Annotated in this window: 12 protein-coding genes; 3 read left to right on the top strand and 9 right to left on the bottom strand. The window is 30.6% G+C overall.

The features are described 5' to 3' along the window. Positions 1 to 33: 33 nt before the first annotated feature. Complete coding sequence (locus LACAL_RS02460) at positions 34 to 2,454, top strand: sodium-translocating pyrophosphatase (RefSeq protein WP_013869116.1); 2,421 nt, start codon at positions 34 to 36, stop codon at positions 2,452 to 2,454. 88 nt (positions 2,455 to 2,542) lie between these two features. Further along, positions 2,543 to 3,547 (top strand): App1 family protein, encoded by a 1,005-nt coding sequence (locus tag LACAL_RS02455; RefSeq protein WP_013869115.1) that lies wholly within the window; start codon positions 2,543 to 2,545, stop codon positions 3,545 to 3,547. Here LACAL_RS02455 and LACAL_RS02450 read toward each other — a convergent pair. The 5 genes from LACAL_RS02450 to LACAL_RS02430 all read right to left on the bottom strand — a co-directional run bounded on the left by LACAL_RS02450 (position 3,537) and on the right by LACAL_RS02430 (position 9,109). Beyond that, the gene (locus LACAL_RS02450) at positions 3,537 to 3,935 is read right to left on the bottom strand and encodes a hypothetical protein (protein WP_013869114.1); all 399 of its coding nucleotides are present in this window, start codon (positions 3,933 to 3,935) and stop codon (positions 3,537 to 3,539) included. The two genes, LACAL_RS02455 and LACAL_RS02450, sit on opposite strands and share 11 nt — an antisense overlap. Beyond that, positions 3,935 to 5,956: a polyphosphate kinase 1 gene (ppk1, locus tag LACAL_RS02445; protein ID WP_013869113.1), complete on the bottom strand. Its 2,022-nt coding sequence runs from the start codon at positions 5,954 to 5,956 to the stop codon at positions 3,935 to 3,937. Before ppk1 ends, LACAL_RS02450 begins: the two co-directional genes overlap by 1 nt. A 67-nt stretch (positions 5,957 to 6,023) precedes the next feature. Next, entirely contained in the window at positions 6,024 to 6,638 is a 615-nt protein-coding gene (locus LACAL_RS02440; RefSeq protein WP_013869112.1) for a deoxynucleoside kinase, read from the bottom strand. Between the two features lies 1 nt (position 6,639). Then, on the bottom strand, positions 6,640 to 7,419 hold the full coding sequence (locus tag LACAL_RS02435; RefSeq protein WP_013869111.1) for a hypothetical protein: 780 nt from the start codon (positions 7,417 to 7,419) through the stop codon (positions 6,640 to 6,642). Between the two features lie 97 nt (positions 7,420 to 7,516). Continuing rightward, complete coding sequence (locus LACAL_RS02430) at positions 7,517 to 9,109, bottom strand: T9SS type A sorting domain-containing protein (RefSeq protein ID WP_013869110.1); 1,593 nt, start codon at positions 9,107 to 9,109, stop codon at positions 7,517 to 7,519. Between the two features lie 193 nt (positions 9,110 to 9,302). Here LACAL_RS02430 and LACAL_RS02425 point away from each other — a divergent pair, with 193 nt between their 5' ends. After that, positions 9,303 to 12,518: a T9SS-dependent choice-of-anchor J family protein gene (locus LACAL_RS02425; RefSeq protein WP_013869109.1), complete on the top strand. Its 3,216-nt coding sequence runs from the start codon at positions 9,303 to 9,305 to the stop codon at positions 12,516 to 12,518. Positions 12,519 to 12,569: 51 nt separating this feature from the next. Here LACAL_RS02425 and LACAL_RS02420 read toward each other — a convergent pair whose 3' ends face one another. The 4 genes from LACAL_RS02420 to LACAL_RS02405 form a co-directional block, all read right to left on the bottom strand. Then, entirely contained in the window at positions 12,570 to 13,277 is a 708-nt protein-coding gene (locus tag LACAL_RS02420) for a response regulator transcription factor (protein ID WP_013869108.1), read from the bottom strand. Next, the gene (locus LACAL_RS02415; protein ID WP_013869107.1) at positions 13,246 to 14,652 is read right to left on the bottom strand and encodes a sensor histidine kinase KdpD; all 1,407 of its coding nucleotides are present in this window, start codon (positions 14,650 to 14,652) and stop codon (positions 13,246 to 13,248) included. The genes LACAL_RS02420 and LACAL_RS02415 overlap by 32 nt, the downstream gene beginning before the upstream one ends. A gap of 99 nt (positions 14,653 to 14,751) precedes the next feature. Continuing rightward, on the bottom strand, positions 14,752 to 15,435 hold the full coding sequence (locus tag LACAL_RS02410) for a response regulator transcription factor (RefSeq protein WP_013869106.1): 684 nt from the start codon (positions 15,433 to 15,435) through the stop codon (positions 14,752 to 14,754). Further along, complete coding sequence (locus LACAL_RS02405; protein ID WP_013869105.1) at positions 15,425 to 16,969, bottom strand: sensor histidine kinase KdpD; 1,545 nt, start codon at positions 16,967 to 16,969, stop codon at positions 15,425 to 15,427. Before LACAL_RS02405 ends, LACAL_RS02410 begins: the two co-directional genes overlap by 11 nt. Between the last annotated feature and the right edge of the window lie 95 nt (positions 16,970 to 17,064).

The following is a 17,064-nucleotide window of genomic DNA, read 5'->3' as shown; positions in this document are numbered from 1 at the left end:
GCTTTCATTAAAAACCAATCAAACTAAAATAATATGGATTCAATTATGATTTATTTGCCAATAGCATTGGCTGTACTAGGCTTAATTTACATGTTTGTTAAGCAAAAATGGGTGATGAAGCAAGATGCAGGAGATGGAAAAATGAAAGAAATTTCAGATCACATCTACGAAGGTGCTTTGGCTTTTTTAAGTGCAGAATATAAATTGCTAACTGGATTTGTTGTAATTGTAAGTGTACTTTTAACTATTGTTTCAATTGTTGTACCAACAACACATTGGTTAATTGTTATTGCTTTTATCTTTGGTGCTATATTTTCAGCTTTTGCAGGTAATATAGGTATGAAAATAGCAACAAAAACAAATGTTAGAACAACGCAGGCAGCAAGAACAAGTTTACCTAAAGCATTAAACATATCTTTTGGTGGTGGTACAGTAATGGGACTTGGTGTTGCAGGTTTAGCCGTTTTAGGTTTAACAGCATTTTTTATATTTTTCTTTCACTTTTTTATGGGTGGTGTTTGGACTAATACCATGGATATGACTATTGTTCTAGAAACTCTGGCAGGATTTTCTTTAGGAGCAGAGTCTATTGCCTTGTTTGCACGCGTTGGTGGTGGTATTTATACTAAAGCAGCAGATGTTGGTGCAGATTTAGTAGGTAAAGTAGAAGCAGGAATTCCAGAAGATGACCCAAGAAATCCAGCAACTATTGCAGATAATGTAGGTGATAATGTAGGTGATGTTGCAGGAATGGGAGCAGATTTATTTGGCTCTTACGTAGCAACGGTTCTTGCAGCTATGGTACTTGGTAATTATGTAATTAAAGATATGGGAGGAAATATTGGTGATGCCTTTGGAGGAATTGGTCCAATTTTATTACCTATGGCAATTGCAGGTGTGGGAATTATTATATCTATAGTAGGTACTTTACTAGTTAAAATTAGTAATAATGATGCAAAAGAAGCTCAAGTAATGGGCGCTTTAAATAAAGGGAATTGGACATCTATAATTCTAGTAGCATTAGCATGTTTTGGCCTGTGTAAATATATGCTGCCAGAAACAATGACAATGGCATTTTTTGGCGAAGGAAAAATAGAAATATCAGCTATGCGTGTATTTTATGCCACTTTAGTTGGTTTGGTAGTAGGAGCTGTAATTTCTTCGGTTACAGAATACTATACAGGATTAGGAAAAAAACCAATTTTAAAAATAGTACAGCAATCTTCAACAGGAGCAGGAACAAATATAATTGCAGGTCTAGCAACAGGAATGATTTCTACATTTCCATCGGTTATTTTATTTGCAGGTGCAATTTGGGCTTCTTATGCATTCGCAGGATTTTACGGTGTAGCTTTAGCAGCTTCTGCAATGATGGCTACAACAGCTATGCAATTAGCTATCGATGCTTTTGGGCCAATATCAGATAATGCAGGTGGTATTGCCGAAATGAGTGAGCAAGAACCAATAGTTAGAGAACGTACAGATATTTTGGATTCTGTTGGGAATACTACAGCTGCAACAGGAAAAGGATTTGCTATTGCTTCGGCAGCATTAACATCATTGGCTTTATTTGCTGCTTACGTAACATTTACAGGTATAGATGGAATAAACATTTTTAAAGCACCTGTATTAGCTATGCTATTTGTAGGTGGTATGGTACCAGTAGTGTTTTCTGCATTAGCAATGAATGCAGTAGGAAAAGCAGCAATGGAAATGGTTCAAGAAGTACGTCGTCAATTTCGAGACATTCCTGGAATAATGGAAGGAACAGGAAAACCAGAATACGATAAATGTGTTGCGATTTCAACAAAAGCATCTTTAAAAGAAATGATGTTACCAGGTTTATTAACCATAGGTTTTCCATTAGTAATTGCTTTTTTACCAATGCTATTTGGTATGGAGCATAAAGCTATTGCCGAGATGCTTGGTGGTTATATGGCTGGAGTTACTGTATCTGGAGTACTTTGGGCAATCTTTCAAAACAATGCTGGTGGTGCTTGGGATAATGCTAAAAAGTCGTTTGAAGCTGGAGTAGAAATTAATGGAGAAATGACTTATAAAGGATCGGACGCTCATAAAGCTGCCGTAACAGGAGATACTGTTGGTGATCCATTTAAAGATACTTCTGGACCATCAATGAATATTTTAATAAAATTAACTTGCCTTATAGGTTTAGTAGTAGCTCCAATTTTAGGTGGTCATACAGAAGAAGGTTATGCCGCAGTTACTAAAGAAATTTCAGTAGAAAATAATATTACTATTAATAACGATAATGCTGAAGCAACAATTACCTATACTGCTATTGTAAATGGAGAAGAAGTAACAAAAAAAGAAACTTTTACAGGTACAAAAGCTCAAGTAGAATCAAAATTAAAAGCATTTGAAGCAGCCAATGATATTGCTAGAGATGAGAATATTAAAACTATCGAAAAAATAGAAATTAATAAAAGCTAAAGTCTATTTATATTTTATTTAAGAAACCTGCTAATTTAATTAGCAGGTTTTTTTGTTATTTTACAGTTGTTAACACGACAAATTTTTCATGGGAATATTTAAAAAAGATCCACTTCAAATTATTGCTTTTCAAAGCTATGGTACAAACACACATTTTTACGCTAGAGGTAGAGCGCTTGAAGACGAATCTATAGATTTAGAATCACAAAAAATTCTTCACTTAGCTATAAACGCCTGGAAACGTTTTGAAACCGATGAGATTGCTAATGTTGCAGTTAAAATAACACTGCCAAACAACAAAGTTTTAAATGCTATTACAGATAATGATGGTTATTTTAAAATTGAAGAAAACCTTGAAAACTTAAGAGATTTATGTAATAGTGAAGGTTGGCTACCGTTTACATTATCTTACAACGATGTAAACATACAGCGTACAATAACTAACGATAATAAGTTTCCAGGAGAAATACTTATACCGGCTAGTAATGCTCAATTTGGTGTTGCAAGTGATATAGATGATACTATTTTGCACACAGGAGTTGTATCAACATTAAAATGGCGTGTAATTTATAATTCATTATTTAAAAATGCGAAAAGTAGATTGCCTTTAAAAGGTGCTGCAGAATTCTACCATATGTTACATCGTGGCGTTTCTGGAGAAAACGCTAATCCTATATTTTATGTAAGTCATAGTCCATGGAACTTGTATAGGTATCTTGAGTTGTTTTTAAAGCAGAATAACTTTCCTAAAGGTCCAATTTTATTAAGAAGTTTAAGTAACTTTTTAAAAAAGAAAGGCCCAAATGAGAAGCCTCAAAAGCAAAAAGAGATTTTAAATTTATTGAAAACCTTTCCTAATTTGCCTTTTATTTTAATAGGAGATAGTGGAGAACATGATCCTGATATTTATATAGAAATAGCTGAAAAATTTCCAGATAGAATTCTAGCAATTTATTTACGAAGCGTTAAACATAAAAAACGAATGCTAAGAGTAAAAGGTTTGTTAGAGCATTATAAAACAACACCAGCATTAATGGTTGAAAATAGCGCTCAAGCTATAGAACATGCTAGAGAAAACGGATTTATTGTTTAGGCGTTTTAAAGAATACGTAAGTAAAAAATAAGAAAAAAATAAAATCGTTTACACCATAAATAGTATAAAAAACACCTGCTAAAGTGTCTTGCTTATACACTATAGATAAGTCGTTTTTTAATAACCAATTAAGCCATATAAAGGCATAGATTATCTTCTCTAAGGCAAATATACCAACTAACCACTTTAGTGTTTTGTGTTTTTTATTTACCGCAATGTAGGCAAGTCCCCAAACCATAATCATTACCAAACCAAAATTAGACATCACTTCTGGTTGTGTGTTATTTATAACTTGATTGGTAAAAAGTTTAGAAAAAATAGGTACTGCTGTAATATTTGCTAATCCAGCTGCAATAAAACCTTTAGATATGTTACTCTCGCTTATCATTAATTAAAATAGTGGTATGTTTCTAATTGAGATTGTAAAGGTTTGTTATTATTTTTTACATACTCGTTTTTTTGTTCTGCACCAATAATTCTAGCTTTAACATTATCTGCCAGTTGTAGTTCTAAAATATCTTTTACAATTTTAAAATTGTCAGGATCCAATACTGGAGTGATAACTTCTATACGGTGACTTAAATTTCTTGTCATCCAATCTGCAGAACCTATAAACAATCTTTCATCTCCATTATTTCCAAATAAATATACGCGACCATGTTCTAAAAACCTATCTACAATACTTGTAACGGTTATATTTTCACTTTGGTGTTTTACACCTGGAATAAGGCTGCAAATACCTCTAATTAATAACCTAATTTTAACACCTGCATTACTCGCTTTGTAAAGCAGTTTAATCATTTTTTTATCTTCCAGACTATTCATTTTTAAAATAATATAGGCTTCTTTTCCTGCATGAGCATAAGCAATCTCACGCTCTACCATTGCAGAGAATTTGTGTCTAGAAGTAAATGGTGAGATTAGTAATTTTTTAGCTTTAGGCACGATTAAAACGCCTTCAAGTACTAAAAACACTCTGTTTAGTTCTTTATTTATTTTAGTGTTAGATGTCATTAAACCAAAATCTGTATAGAGTTTAGCTGTGTTTTCATTAAAATTTCCTGTTCCAATGTAGCAGTAGCGCTTAGTTGTATTATTTATTTTTCTTTCTATATATAGTATTTTGGAGTGTACTTTTATTCCTGGATAACTGTAAATAACTTTAGCGCCATTTTCTTTAAAAATATTTCCCCATTTAAGGTTGTTTTTTTCATCAAAACGCGCTTTAGCTTCAATAAAAATAACAACTTCTTTACCATTTTTTGCAGCATTGGCAATAGCTCTATTTAATCGGGAATCTTTAGCAACTCGATAAAGTGTCATTTTTATAGTAGTGACTTTGGAATCGGCTGCGGCTTCTTCAATTAATTTAATTACAGGTTCAAAAGATTGATAAGGATAATGTATTAGTCGATCTTTTTCATCAATGGCTTTAAACATTGATGTGTGTGTGTTAAGTAAAGGATGAGGTTTTGGAGGTAAAACTTTATTTGATAATGTCTTGTTTGTTGGATTAGGAAATGAAAAAAAATCTCTAAAATTATGATGCTCTCCGCCTAAAATAATATCAGCATTTGTGACATCTAATGTGTCTTTTATTATAGATTGAAGCGTTTCGGGCATTTTAGAATCTATTAAAATTCTTGTTGCTTGTCCTGTTTCTCTTTTTGGTAACGACTCTTTAATTTTTTGCATTAAATTACCAGAAAACTCATCTTCAATATATAGCTCTGCATCTCGAGAGACTTTTAATTCGTAGTAATTTAAATTAAAATTATTGTGTTTTAGTTTTAAATTATACTTTAAAATATCATCTATAAATGTAATATAGTGTTTTCCATTTTCGGTTGGAAATACAAAAAAACGATTTTCATCTTCTGGTATTGCTACTATTTCAAAAGTGTTTTTATCTAATAGTGTGGTAAGGTAAAGTGCTTCGTTTTCAACAAAAACCGAATCTTTATTTTTAATAGCATACGTTTCGGTATTAAGTTTTGACTTAAGTTTTTTATTATAGAAATCTTTAGCTATTTCTTTTTGTGAGGCACTAAAATCTTCAGCATTAATTAAAAAAATGTTTTCTTGTTGTAATGCAGGTATAATATCTCCAACAAATATGCGCCCAAATTCTTCTTGTTGTAAGTGAACTTGTTTTTTAATTTCTTTTAAAACCTTATTTGGTTTGGTAATTAACTTTTTGCGCAGTGGCTTTTCTAAATCTTTTATCTGCCTTATGTCTGAAACGCGTACCTTAAAAAACTCATCTAGGTTAGATGAGTAAATGGCTAAAAACTTTATACGTTCGTATAGTAGGTTTCTGTCATCTTGTGCTTCTTGTAATACACGATGATTGAAACGCAACCATGATAAGTCTCTGTGGTAATACTTTGAATTGTAAAGGGATGCCATATGTAGTTGTTTCTACAAAATAAAGGCATTTTTATTCAAATTATGTGAGAAGAATGTTAAGTTTGATTTAAAATAGGCCGTTTATTTCTGCATCTATTTTGTTAAGTATAAAGCCTAAGTCTTCTGGATTGTCTACAAAGTCTAAATTATCTACGTCTATAATAAGTAATTTACCTTTGTTGTAGCCATGTATCCAAGCTTCATAACGCTCATTTAATCTACTTAAATAATCTATACTAATAGAGTTTTCGTAATCACGACCACGTTTGTGTATTTGTGATACTAAATTAGAGATAGAGCTGCGTAAATAAATTAATAAATCTGGACCTTGTACAAAACCTTCCATAAGTTCAAACAGCGAAGAGTAGTTTTCAAAATCTCTATTTGTCATTAATCCCATAGCGTGTAAATTGGGAGCAAAAATATGAGCGTCTTCGTATATGGTACGGTCTTGAATTATTTCTTTTCCGCTTTCACGAATTTGAGCTACTTGGCGAAATCTACTGTTTAAAAAGTAAACTTGAAGGTTAAAACTCCAACGTTCCATTTGGTTATAGAAATCATCTAAATAAGGGTTATCTACTACGTCTTCTAATTGTGCTTCCCACTTATAATGTTTAGCTAATAATTTTGTGAGCGTAGTTTTTCCAGCTCCAATGTTTCCGGCAATGGCAACGTGCATATTATTTAATTTTTAATTGATATTGGTGGAGATATCCGCCGGTGTAAATATAAATGATTTGATTGGTTACCAAAAACTGACTTATTAACAAATTTTGAATGTCTATAGTTTGTATAGTATTTGTGTTTTTATCTAAAAAATAAAGGGTATTTTCTTTTTTTAAAACAATATTTTCGTTTGTTTCTTTTATTTGTGTGTAGCCGTTATTTGGTGATTTTGACACTAAGCTTCCAAAATAGTTGTATTTATATATGTGATTTTTAGTGAGTAACCAACAAGAGTTATAGTTGCTAGCCAAATCTAAAATATTACTTGTGATGGGTAATGTTTTTGCACGAACAGTATTTGTTTTATAATCGTATAATTCTAGTTGCATTAAATCTTGATTAAAAATCCAGATTGTATTATCGCTTCCTGTAGCTATATGTGATACATTTTTATAAGGTTTGGTGAGATTAAAATCTATTTTAAAGATTTCTGCTAACCTATTGTCTAAAATTATTACGGTATTAAACGACTTATAAAAAACATTTATTTTTAAAGGATTAAAGCTATTTGCAGATGTAATTTCTCCAAGTTGTAAATTACTATATTTTAAAATTTCTCCTTCTTTGTTTTTTATTAATGTATTGTTTTTTGTGTAAATACTTGTATTAAAATTATCTATTCCAATAATAGAGTCGGCTTGAATTTTAGTTTTTAAAAGAAGTTTGGTTTTAATATTTTCCTGAGAAAAAACTAAAATTGAAAATAGAAAGAAAATATATTTTATGTATTTCATTGTAAGTCGAAAATACAAAAATAGTAGCATTATATATAAACAAAAAGCACCTTAAAATTTTTAAGGTGCTTTTGTGCAAATTTGTATTTTAGAAAGATTATTTTTTAAGTATTTTAAAGTTGGTTGATTCGTTCCCAGATTTTACTGTTACAATGTAGATTCCAGATTCAATATCTATTAAGTTTAAAGAAACCAATTGGTTCGATGTTTCTTTTCTTATAATTGCCTTACCTAATATATCATGAACAGTAATATTGTCTATATTTTTGTTGTATTTTATATTAAGAACATCATTTACAGGATTTGGATAATAACTTAAGTTATTTAAATCGAACTCATCAACGCTTAATGGTGTACTATCATAGGCCGAAATTCTAAATTTCCCAAATTGATATGCCCAACCCCAAACTCTTACAATAACAGTTTCTCCAGGAGTTTTATTGGTAAATAAAATACCAGCATAAGGATTACCTCCAATTACAAATTGGTTGTTACAATAAGCAGTACCATTATTTGGAGCTGGCAAATCGTAATAATATGGTGTTAAAGTTCCAGTGCCACAAGAGCCAGTGTAGGTTTCCATGGCGGTATCATTTAAATTAGTTTCTGTTGGTTCTGCTCTTGTTTCAATAGTAAAATTACCAGATGCAGGAACAACTACACTAAACCAAACGTCTCTACCATAGATTCCAAAATCAGACAATGTACCACAGTTTGGAAAGTTTGAGTTTCCAGAATTAACAGATGCAGATGTTGTTGTAGCTGTAATAAAATTATCTTCAAAAGATTGACCAACAGTTAGTGCTATAGGGTTGTTGCAGTCGTCGTTAGATGGTGCTGGAGGCGATTTGTATGCGCATAGCTCAAAATAAACAGCTTGTGACGATTGTGAAGATGTTACACTTATATAATAAGTATCTCCAGCAGTTAAATCTGCTAACACAATGTCTTCACATTGTAAAGTAGGAGATGTTGTAGTTTCAGCTATGGCATTTAAATAGCCAGGTGTTCCAGTATAGACTCCAATATACAAAGGTGTTGCTCCGTTTACAAGGTCTGCTCTAAATGTGTACTCTGCAGTTTCAGGTGCTGTAAAAGTATACCATACATCTGGATTAGAGGTACTGCAAATAGACTCGTTTGTGTAAGAAGCGCTTGCAGTATAACCTATAGATGAATTTTCACAAATTTCAAAAGTTGACTCTAAAAGTGTATCTGCGCTATCTGGTACATTATTAGTTGGAGGATCTGGAAATGCATAAATACATAAACGGTATTGTGTAGTTAGAGATATGCCTCTAGTATTAATAAAATACGTTTGGCCGCTGTTTAAAGTGTTGCTGTAGTATCTTGTAGCACAGCCGGTAATACTTGTTAGATTTCCAGGTATTCCAGTATAAATACCAATTCTTACAGAATTAACACTACTAGCATTTAATGCTTCAATTTCAATAGAATAGGTTTTAGTTTCTGTAGGTGTAAAGCTATACCATGAATCAATCCAGTTATCATATCCAGAGCAAGTAAATTCGGCAGATTTGGTAAAACCTTGAAAGTCGCCTGTTTCAGCATTTTCACAATTATAGGTTTGAGATAATTGGGTTGGAGTAGCACCAATTGCTTCATCTGTTTGTGCATTTAAGATAAACGAGAATGCAATAGCTAAAATTAGAAGTAATCTTTTAGTCATGATATTTGTTGTTTTGTGTGTTACAAATTTTAAAAATATAGAGCAAAGAAAGTGACGATATATTATCGTTAACTTATCGTTAACCGAAGTTGACTTTGTTTAATGAGCAATAGTAAATAAGTTTACGCTTTAAATTATAGTATGTTATAAAATATAGCAGGTTTAAAAAGCTTAAAATAAAAGGTTTAACACGATGAAAAAAAATTACTTAATTCTTGTTTTTACATTATGCTGTTTATATGTAAATGCTCAAAACGTATTAATCAATGATGTTACATTAGGAGGTATTTCTACAAGTACTTTTCAAGAAACACCAATTGATGCAGATGATAATTACTCTTACTCGCAAAGTATTTATTTACAATCTGAAATAAATCAAGCAGGAAACATTTCTAAAATTACATATTACACAAATGGAGTACTAGAAAACTCAAATGATGTTGTAATATATATGGCAGAAACACCAGATGATGTTTTTGCTTCTTCAAGTGGTTGGATTGCTTCAACTAATTTAACTCAGGTTTATGCTGGAGTTTACACGGTTTATAATAATGAGGTTTCTATAATTTTAGATACACCATTTAATTATTCTAATACCAATAATCTTGTAATTGTTGTAGATGAAAATCAAGATGATAGTGATTCTAACGATTTTATTACTCATAATTTAGGGTATAGTAATGCAAACGGTAGAGTAATACACTACGGAAACAATTTTACAAATCCAGATCCTGCATCACCGCCAACCGGAATTTTAGATTACTACAGACCAAATATAGAAATAGACTTTACACCTATAACTTGTTATCCGCCATCAAATATTGTGCTTTCTAATTTTAGTGAAAACACTGTAGATGTAAACTGGGCGTCTACAGCTACACAGTGGGATTATGTAGTACAAGTTTCTGGAACAGGTAATCCAGATGCCGCAACTCCAGAGAATGTATCTTCAAGTAGTATAACAGTTAATAATTTAACTAATAATACAGAGTATGAATTATATTTAAGGTCAAATTGTGATACCGATGGCGTTAGCGATTGGATTGGACCAATAGTTTTTAGAACCGCTTGTGGCGTTGTAAATGATTTTTCTGAGAATTTTGACAGTATGCCAGATGAATTAGAAACACCTTATTGCTGGACAACAATTGCAACTTCAACAGGAACAGCGCCTAATATTAAAGTTAACACAAGTGCTTCTCAAGCGTATTCTCCAGATAATTACTATGAAATGCAATTAAATAATGACGATTCTGTGTATTTAATTTCTCCAGAAAGTTTAATTATTGCAGATGGTATGCATAGAATAGAGTTTGCTGCTAAAGTAAACTCCGTTACAGGTTCTGAAACAACTATGAACATTGGTTTAATGTCTGATCCTACTGATGAAAATACATATGTGGAGTTATCTTCAATTACTTTATCAAATTCTTCAAGTAATACAAATAATTACTCTTTTCATTATGTAAATATACCTTTAAATGCATCTGCTAATCATTTAGTATTTAAACCAGAAACTAATTCTTCGTCTAATAAAATAGTTTATCTAGATGATGTTGTTGTTACAACGCAACCATCTTGTTTTGAAGTTTTAGATGTTGAAGCTACTAGTATAACCGATGTTTCTTTTAACCTAAATATTACGCCAGACATTCAAACACAAACAGAGTGGGAATTAGTTGTGGTGCAAACTGATTTAAATTTTAATCCTGCATTAGAGACGCCAATAGTAGTTAATGCTCTAACAACAAATATTACAACAGATTCTGATGGTGCAGCAATAATACCAGATAGTCCTTATAGAGTTTTTGTAAGAGCAAATTGTGATGCAGCAGGTAGTGACGGTACTGGTTATAGCAGTTGGTTTGGACCTTATGATACTAGAACAGCTTGTGCGCCTTTGTCGGCAAATTTTTTAGAGAATTTTGATTCGTATTCAAATGGCGACTTTCCATTTTGCTGGAGTAAAAATATAACTTCAACAGGTTCACCAACATTACAAGTAAGTACTTTTGCATCTTATGCAGTATCGGGCTCTAGTAGTATATTAATGAATACAGGAAACGATGCTAATGCAAATGTTTTATTAATATTACCACAAAATACAATTGCTAATGATGGCGCACATAGGTTAGAGTTTTATGCTAGAAAATCTAATGCTAACACAGCGGCAAGTATTATTGTAGGTAGCATGAGTGATCCTTTAGACGCGACAACATTTAGCGAAATAACTGAAGTACCAATCACTTCGGGAGGTTCTACAGGAGAGATAATTCAATATTATGTTAATTTACCAGCCAGTTCTAATGAGTATGTGGTACTAAAACATGCAGCAGGAGCGGCAGCAAGTATAGCTTTTTATATTGATGATGTAGAAATTACAGATCAACCAGCATGTCCTGAAGTTTTTAGTGTTTCTGCAGAGAATATTACTGCATCTTCTGTCGAGGTAAGTTGGGATTTTATTCCAGGTCAAACAGCTTGGGAGTATATTGTTCAAGCGGCTGGAACAGGAGAACCAGTTTCTGGAACTTCAACAACTACAAATACATTAAATAATGATTTTAATAGTTTATCGGCTAATACACTTTACGAAATTTATGTAAGAGCAGATTGTGATTTAGACGGGTTTAGCAATTGGGTTGGGCCTGTAAACTTTATAACTGCATGTGTTCCTGAGTCTGGAGACTTTTCTACTAGTTTTGAAGGTTTTTCTAGTAACGAAGAAATACAACCATGTTGGTCTAGTTTAATAGATCCAGTTTCTACAAGTCCATATGTTAGATATAGCGCTGTCCAATCTCAAGAAGGAACTATGAGTGTTAGGTTTTATAGTGGTAATAATGCATCAGCTGGAATATTTTTAATTTCTCCAATGTTAGCAGATTTTGATAATACTAAGCAAATTACTTTTCAAGTTTACGATGATTATAATGGAGGTTTAGAAGTTGGTACAATGTCCGACCCAACAGATGCTTCAACATTTACGGCATACCAAACCTATTTTGATGCAGATATGACAGATGATGCTTGGGACGAAAAAACAATTACTTTTGACATGTATTCTGGTACAGATAATTATATAGCATTTAAGTATATTCCTGCTTCAACTTTTGATTATTTATATATTGATAGCTTTAATTATGAAAACAATCCTTCACTTGGTATAAATACCTATGATTTTAATGAAAGTATATCTATTTATCCTAATCCAGTTAAAAACACTTTAAATATTAATGGAAATAATATAACGTCTGTAGAAATATATAGTGTAAACGGAAAAAAAGTTTTAGCAAAAACCTTAAATGGCAATGCTATAGATGTTTCGGTTTTAAAAAGTGGATTGTATTTTATAAATATAAAAGGAAATCAAGGCGAAGTAAAGGTTGAAAAGTTTATTAAATATTGATTTATTAGCAATTATTTTGATTTTAAAAAGCAGCTAAATTTAGCTGCTTTTTTATTTTTTAGTTATTTTAAATTCTAAACCAACACCGCGTACACTTTTTATGCTAATAGAATTGTCCTCTTTAAGATGTTTTCGTACTCTGGTAATAAATACATCCATACTTCTGCCAGAAAAGAAATTACTATGTCCCCAAACATTTGCAAGAATATCTTCTCTAGGTATTAGTCTATCTTTATTACTATACAAGTAGTAGATAAGTTGTGCTTCTTTTTCGGTTATTTTAAAGCTTTTGTTATTAATACTTAAAGTTAGATTTTCTATGTCAAAAGTATAATTTCCAATTTGTATGGGGTCCTTTTTTTTAGAGTCTAAAGCTATGGTCTTGTGTTGTTTAGTTCGCTTTATTATATTGTTAATACGTAAAATAAGCTCTTCAACTTCAAAAGGTTTTGTTATATAATCATCTGCACCTAGGCTTAAACCTTTTATGCGGTCTTCTTTGGTTTTTCTGGCGGTTAAAAATAAAAAAGGTGTTTCGGCATTTTTTTTGGAGATTTTTTTAGAGAGTTTAAAACCGTCTAGTTTAGGCATCATAACATCTATAATACAAATGTCGAAAGTGTGCATTTTAAATAAATCTAAAGCTTCGGCTCCATCTTTTGCCCAAAAAACTTCAAATTTATTAAGCTCCAAGTACTGCTTTAGTGTTGTACCAAAGTCAATATCATCATCTGCTAATAAAATGCTCTTTTCTGCCATCTAATGGAATTTTAATATAAAATGTTGAGCCTTCTTTTTCTTTGCTTTCAACATCTATAGTTCCATGATGTGCTTTTATTATTTGGTTACAATAATAAAGCCCTAATCCTAAGCCTTTATAATTGTGTATATTTTTTTCGCTCACACGATAGAACTTACCAAATATAAGTTTTTTATTTTTTTTAGAAATTCCTATACCATTATCTGAAATCGCAATAATATGAGTGTTATTTTCTATAAAGTATTTAACCTTTAATACAGTGCCATCAAACTTTACAGCATTATTTAAAATATTAATAATTGTAGTACTAAAGTAAAATTTGTCTATTAAAATTTCTTTATCAGTATCATCGATATCTCTAATAAATTGAATGTTTTTAGATATTGTTAAAGAAAAATCATCGCATACTTCATTTATAAAAGCCGAAAGATTAACCTGCTCGAGATTTAGCATTATATCGTTATAACCTAAACTATTATCTACTACTTGGTCTATTAAGTTTTGCAGTCTTTTATTTTGCCTGTTTATAGTGTTTATAGAGTCTTCTGCAATGTCTTTATTATCTTTTGCAAACTTATTAGTTAAGGTTTTTGTGGCAATAGATAATGTGGCTAAAGGTGTTTTTAGTTCGTGAGTAATGTTGTTTATAAAATCTGTTTTAATATCAGATACTCGTTTTAGTTTAAGTAAGTTTCTAATAGAATATGTTGTTAATGTTATTAAGAATATAAGTAACAAAAAAGCGATAAAAAATAGAAGCAATAATTGTTTAAGAATAATTTTATCCCAGTCTACAATTTTCATATAAAGGCTAGCTCTATATTTAATTATAACAGTATCATTTTCTTGATTGCTATTATCAAATTCTTCATTAAAAGACCAGTTCCAATTGTTGATTAGCAAGCCTTCATTTAACGGAAAATTGTTTCCTAATAAAAAAACAGGTTCATTTTTATTTTCAACTATAAGGTTCTCTACGTTTCCTTTTTTATCAATAAGTTGGATTGTAGAAGCTACTTTTTTAAATAAAACTCTGTCGTCTAGGTTAAAATGTTTAGCACCTTGTTTATAGTATTCTAAAAATTGGTCATTTCTTGCTTTTGCAGCATTTTCTAATTCTAAAAGCAATTGCTGTTTAGTAATGTTTCCGTTTTTATATTCTGGAATTTTTTTTACAAAATCCATTCTATAATACCAGGATAAGGAGTCTACATAGCTTGTTTTAACAATGCGGCCTATTTTTTGTCTAGACTCAACCGCAAAACTTTTTTTTCTTAGGTCGTAAGTATTAAAGGTTAAATAGCCTTGCATGGTTGTTAAGGCTAGTAACGATAATATAGCTCCAGCAATAAGTACTTTTGATTTTATTTGCATAAAGTTAAATTACCACAAAATGAGTTAGACTGTATTTTTTTATTCTTTGTTAACTTATTATTAACCCAAAAAAATATTATCAAAAATATAAAAATCTATCTAACAAATAAGTTTATACCCAAAACCACGAACATTAATTATTTGTATGGTTTCATCTTGCTTTAGTTTTTTTCTAAGTTTGGTAATAAAAACATCCATACTTCTGCCATTAAAAAAGTCGTCGCTTCCCCAGAGTTTATTTAAAATTAATGAACGATCTAAAACTTTATTTCTGTTTTTTGCTAAATGAAATAATAAATGAGCTTCTCTATGGGTTAATTGTTGAGGTTCTTGATCTTTAAATTGAAGTAGTTGTTTTGGGAAATTAAAACTATAATTGGCTAAATTAATAATCTCACTTGCTTTTTGTGTTTTTGTACGTTTTAGCAGGTTATTTATGCGTACAATAAGCTCTTCTATGCTAAATGGTTTTTTTAAATAATCGTTTCCTCCAATATGAAAACCTTCAACAACATCTTGAGTTTGAGATTTTGCAGTTAAAAATATAATAGGAATTTCATTATCTGTTTCTCTAATTTCTTTTGCTAAAGTAAAGCCATCTTTTTTAGGCATCATAACATCTAAAACCAATAATTCTGGTTTTTGTAAATTGTATGTTTCTAGAGCAATTTCGCCATTTTCGCAAAGCAAAACATTAAAGTTTCTAGTTTCTAAACTTTCTTTAATAATTTGTCCAAGTGCAGGTTCGTCTTCTGCTAAAAGTATTGTTGTTTTATTGCTCATTTGGAATAATTATTTTAAATGTTGTACTATTATTAATAATAACATTAACCGTTGCATTATGCTTTTCAATAATTTTTTTTGTGTAGTATAAGCCAATACCAAAACCTTTTACATCATGAGTATTGCCTTTTGGTACACGGTAAAATTTATCGAATATTTGTGTGGCTTGTTGTTTTGTTAATGTGTTTCCGTTGTCTTTAATTTCTAGTATGGTGTTTTTTATATCTCGGTTTACAAAAATTTCAATAGTATCTCCACCATATTTTATAGCATTGTCAACAATATTATTAATTGCATTTTCAAAATGAAAAACATCAATGTTAGCAATTAATTCTTCAGCAGAAGCATTAAAAACTAAAGTTTTGCTTTTGTCCTGCATTTTATGTTTCTCTACTATGGTTTGAGTTAATGCAACAATATTTACAGGCGCTTTGTTTAAATTTAAATTCTCACTATCTAGTGTTGCGGTTTCAAGCAACTTTTCTACCATTACATTAAGTTTTGATAGTTGTGTGCTAGAAAGGTTTATATAGTTTTTTGTTTTTTCTTTATCATCTATTACATTAAAATCTTTTATGCTCTCTAAGGCTACACCAATAGTTGCTATTGGTGTTTTAAATTCGTGAGTTATGTTACTAATTAAGTCGTTTTTAACCTCGGCTAATTCTTTTTGTTTATTAATTATTTTTAGTAAATAAAACAGGCAAGCAATTACAGCAATTACTAACAATGTAGAAATTAAAATGCCGCTTAAAATACGTTTTAAAATAATTTTTGTTTCATTTTTAAAATGAATTTTAAGTATACTATTTTCTGGTAAAAATGAAGATTTAGAAACTGTAGAAATACTATTTTTTTCTTCTAAAAAATTAAATGATTGGCTTTCATTATCTGGTAAATCCAGAGTTAAACCAAAATCTACGTTTAGTGCTTTGCGCTGTAATTCTAAATGAAGTAAAGAGTCTATAGTTTGTAAATTAACGCTATCGCTAGAAACAGAAATAATTACTTGTGAGGTTAAAAACTCTAAGTCGTTTAGCCTGTTTAAAATTTTAGGTGTACTGTCCTTTTTTATTTTTTGAAGACTATCTTTAAAACGGCGAAATTTTTCTTTTCCTTGAGCATCACTTAAGTTAAAATGATTCTCTTGCTTTATGGTTTTTTCTTTTAAAGAATCTGCTTTTTCACCTCTAAAAACCGATATGTTTTTAACATGATCCTTATTAATAGAGTCCAACTGCATAACGCCGTCTTTATCAATATTTATATTCTTTATAATAGAACTAAATTTGCCATCTGTCTCAAAAAAAGAATCTTCTTCCTTGTCGTTAAAAACTAAACCTAAGGTATTTTGCTTAGTCAAGTTTTCGTAATACAAGGCAACAGAATTATCTAAACTTACCTGTACATCGTTAATTAATTGTTGTTTGTTAATCTGGTAGTTTTTATAATTCCAATACACTTGTATTGCAATTGTACTTGCAATAACAAAAACAATAAAGTAAAGAATGCCTCGAAGTTTAGTTGTATTCATATTTCAAAAGTAAAGTTATTATGTATACAAAACCAATTGGTTAACACTCGTTAACGTTAGTTAACTATAAAGTTTATTAATACTGTAGATATTTG

It is taken from the genome of Lacinutrix sp. 5H-3-7-4 (genome assembly GCF_000211855.2).
Taxonomy (GTDB): Bacteria; Bacteroidota; Bacteroidia; order Flavobacteriales; family Flavobacteriaceae; genus Lacinutrix.
This window is presented reverse-complemented; position numbering and strand designations above follow the sequence as displayed.

Coding starts and splice junctions, on each gene's coding strand:
- LACAL_RS02435 (WP_013869111.1), bottom strand. CDS start 7,419: ATGAAATACATAAAATATATTTTCTTTCTATTTTCAATTTTAGTTTTT.
- LACAL_RS02450 (WP_013869114.1), bottom strand. CDS start 3,935: ATGATAAGCGAGAGTAACATATCTAAAGGTTTTATTGCAGCTGGATTA.
- LACAL_RS02455 (WP_013869115.1), top strand. CDS start 2,543: ATGGGAATATTTAAAAAAGATCCACTTCAAATTATTGCTTTTCAAAGC.
- LACAL_RS02420 (WP_013869108.1), bottom strand. CDS start 13,277: ATGGCAGAAAAGAGCATTTTATTAGCAGATGATGATATTGACTTTGGT.
- LACAL_RS02460 (WP_013869116.1), top strand. CDS start 34: ATGGATTCAATTATGATTTATTTGCCAATAGCATTGGCTGTACTAGGC.
- LACAL_RS02430 (WP_013869110.1), bottom strand. CDS start 9,109: ATGACTAAAAGATTACTTCTAATTTTAGCTATTGCATTCTCGTTTATC.
- LACAL_RS02415 (WP_013869107.1), bottom strand. CDS start 14,652: ATGCAAATAAAATCAAAAGTACTTATTGCTGGAGCTATATTATCGTTA.
- LACAL_RS02405 (WP_013869105.1), bottom strand. CDS start 16,969: ATGAATACAACTAAACTTCGAGGCATTCTTTACTTTATTGTTTTTGTT.
- LACAL_RS02425 (WP_013869109.1), top strand. CDS start 9,303: ATGAAAAAAAATTACTTAATTCTTGTTTTTACATTATGCTGTTTATAT.
- ppk1 (WP_013869113.1), bottom strand. CDS start 5,956: ATGGCATCCCTTTACAATTCAAAGTATTACCACAGAGACTTATCATGG.
- LACAL_RS02440 (WP_013869112.1), bottom strand. CDS start 6,638: ATGCACGTTGCCATTGCCGGAAACATTGGAGCTGGAAAAACTACGCTC.
- LACAL_RS02410 (WP_013869106.1), bottom strand. CDS start 15,435: ATGAGCAATAAAACAACAATACTTTTAGCAGAAGACGAACCTGCACTT.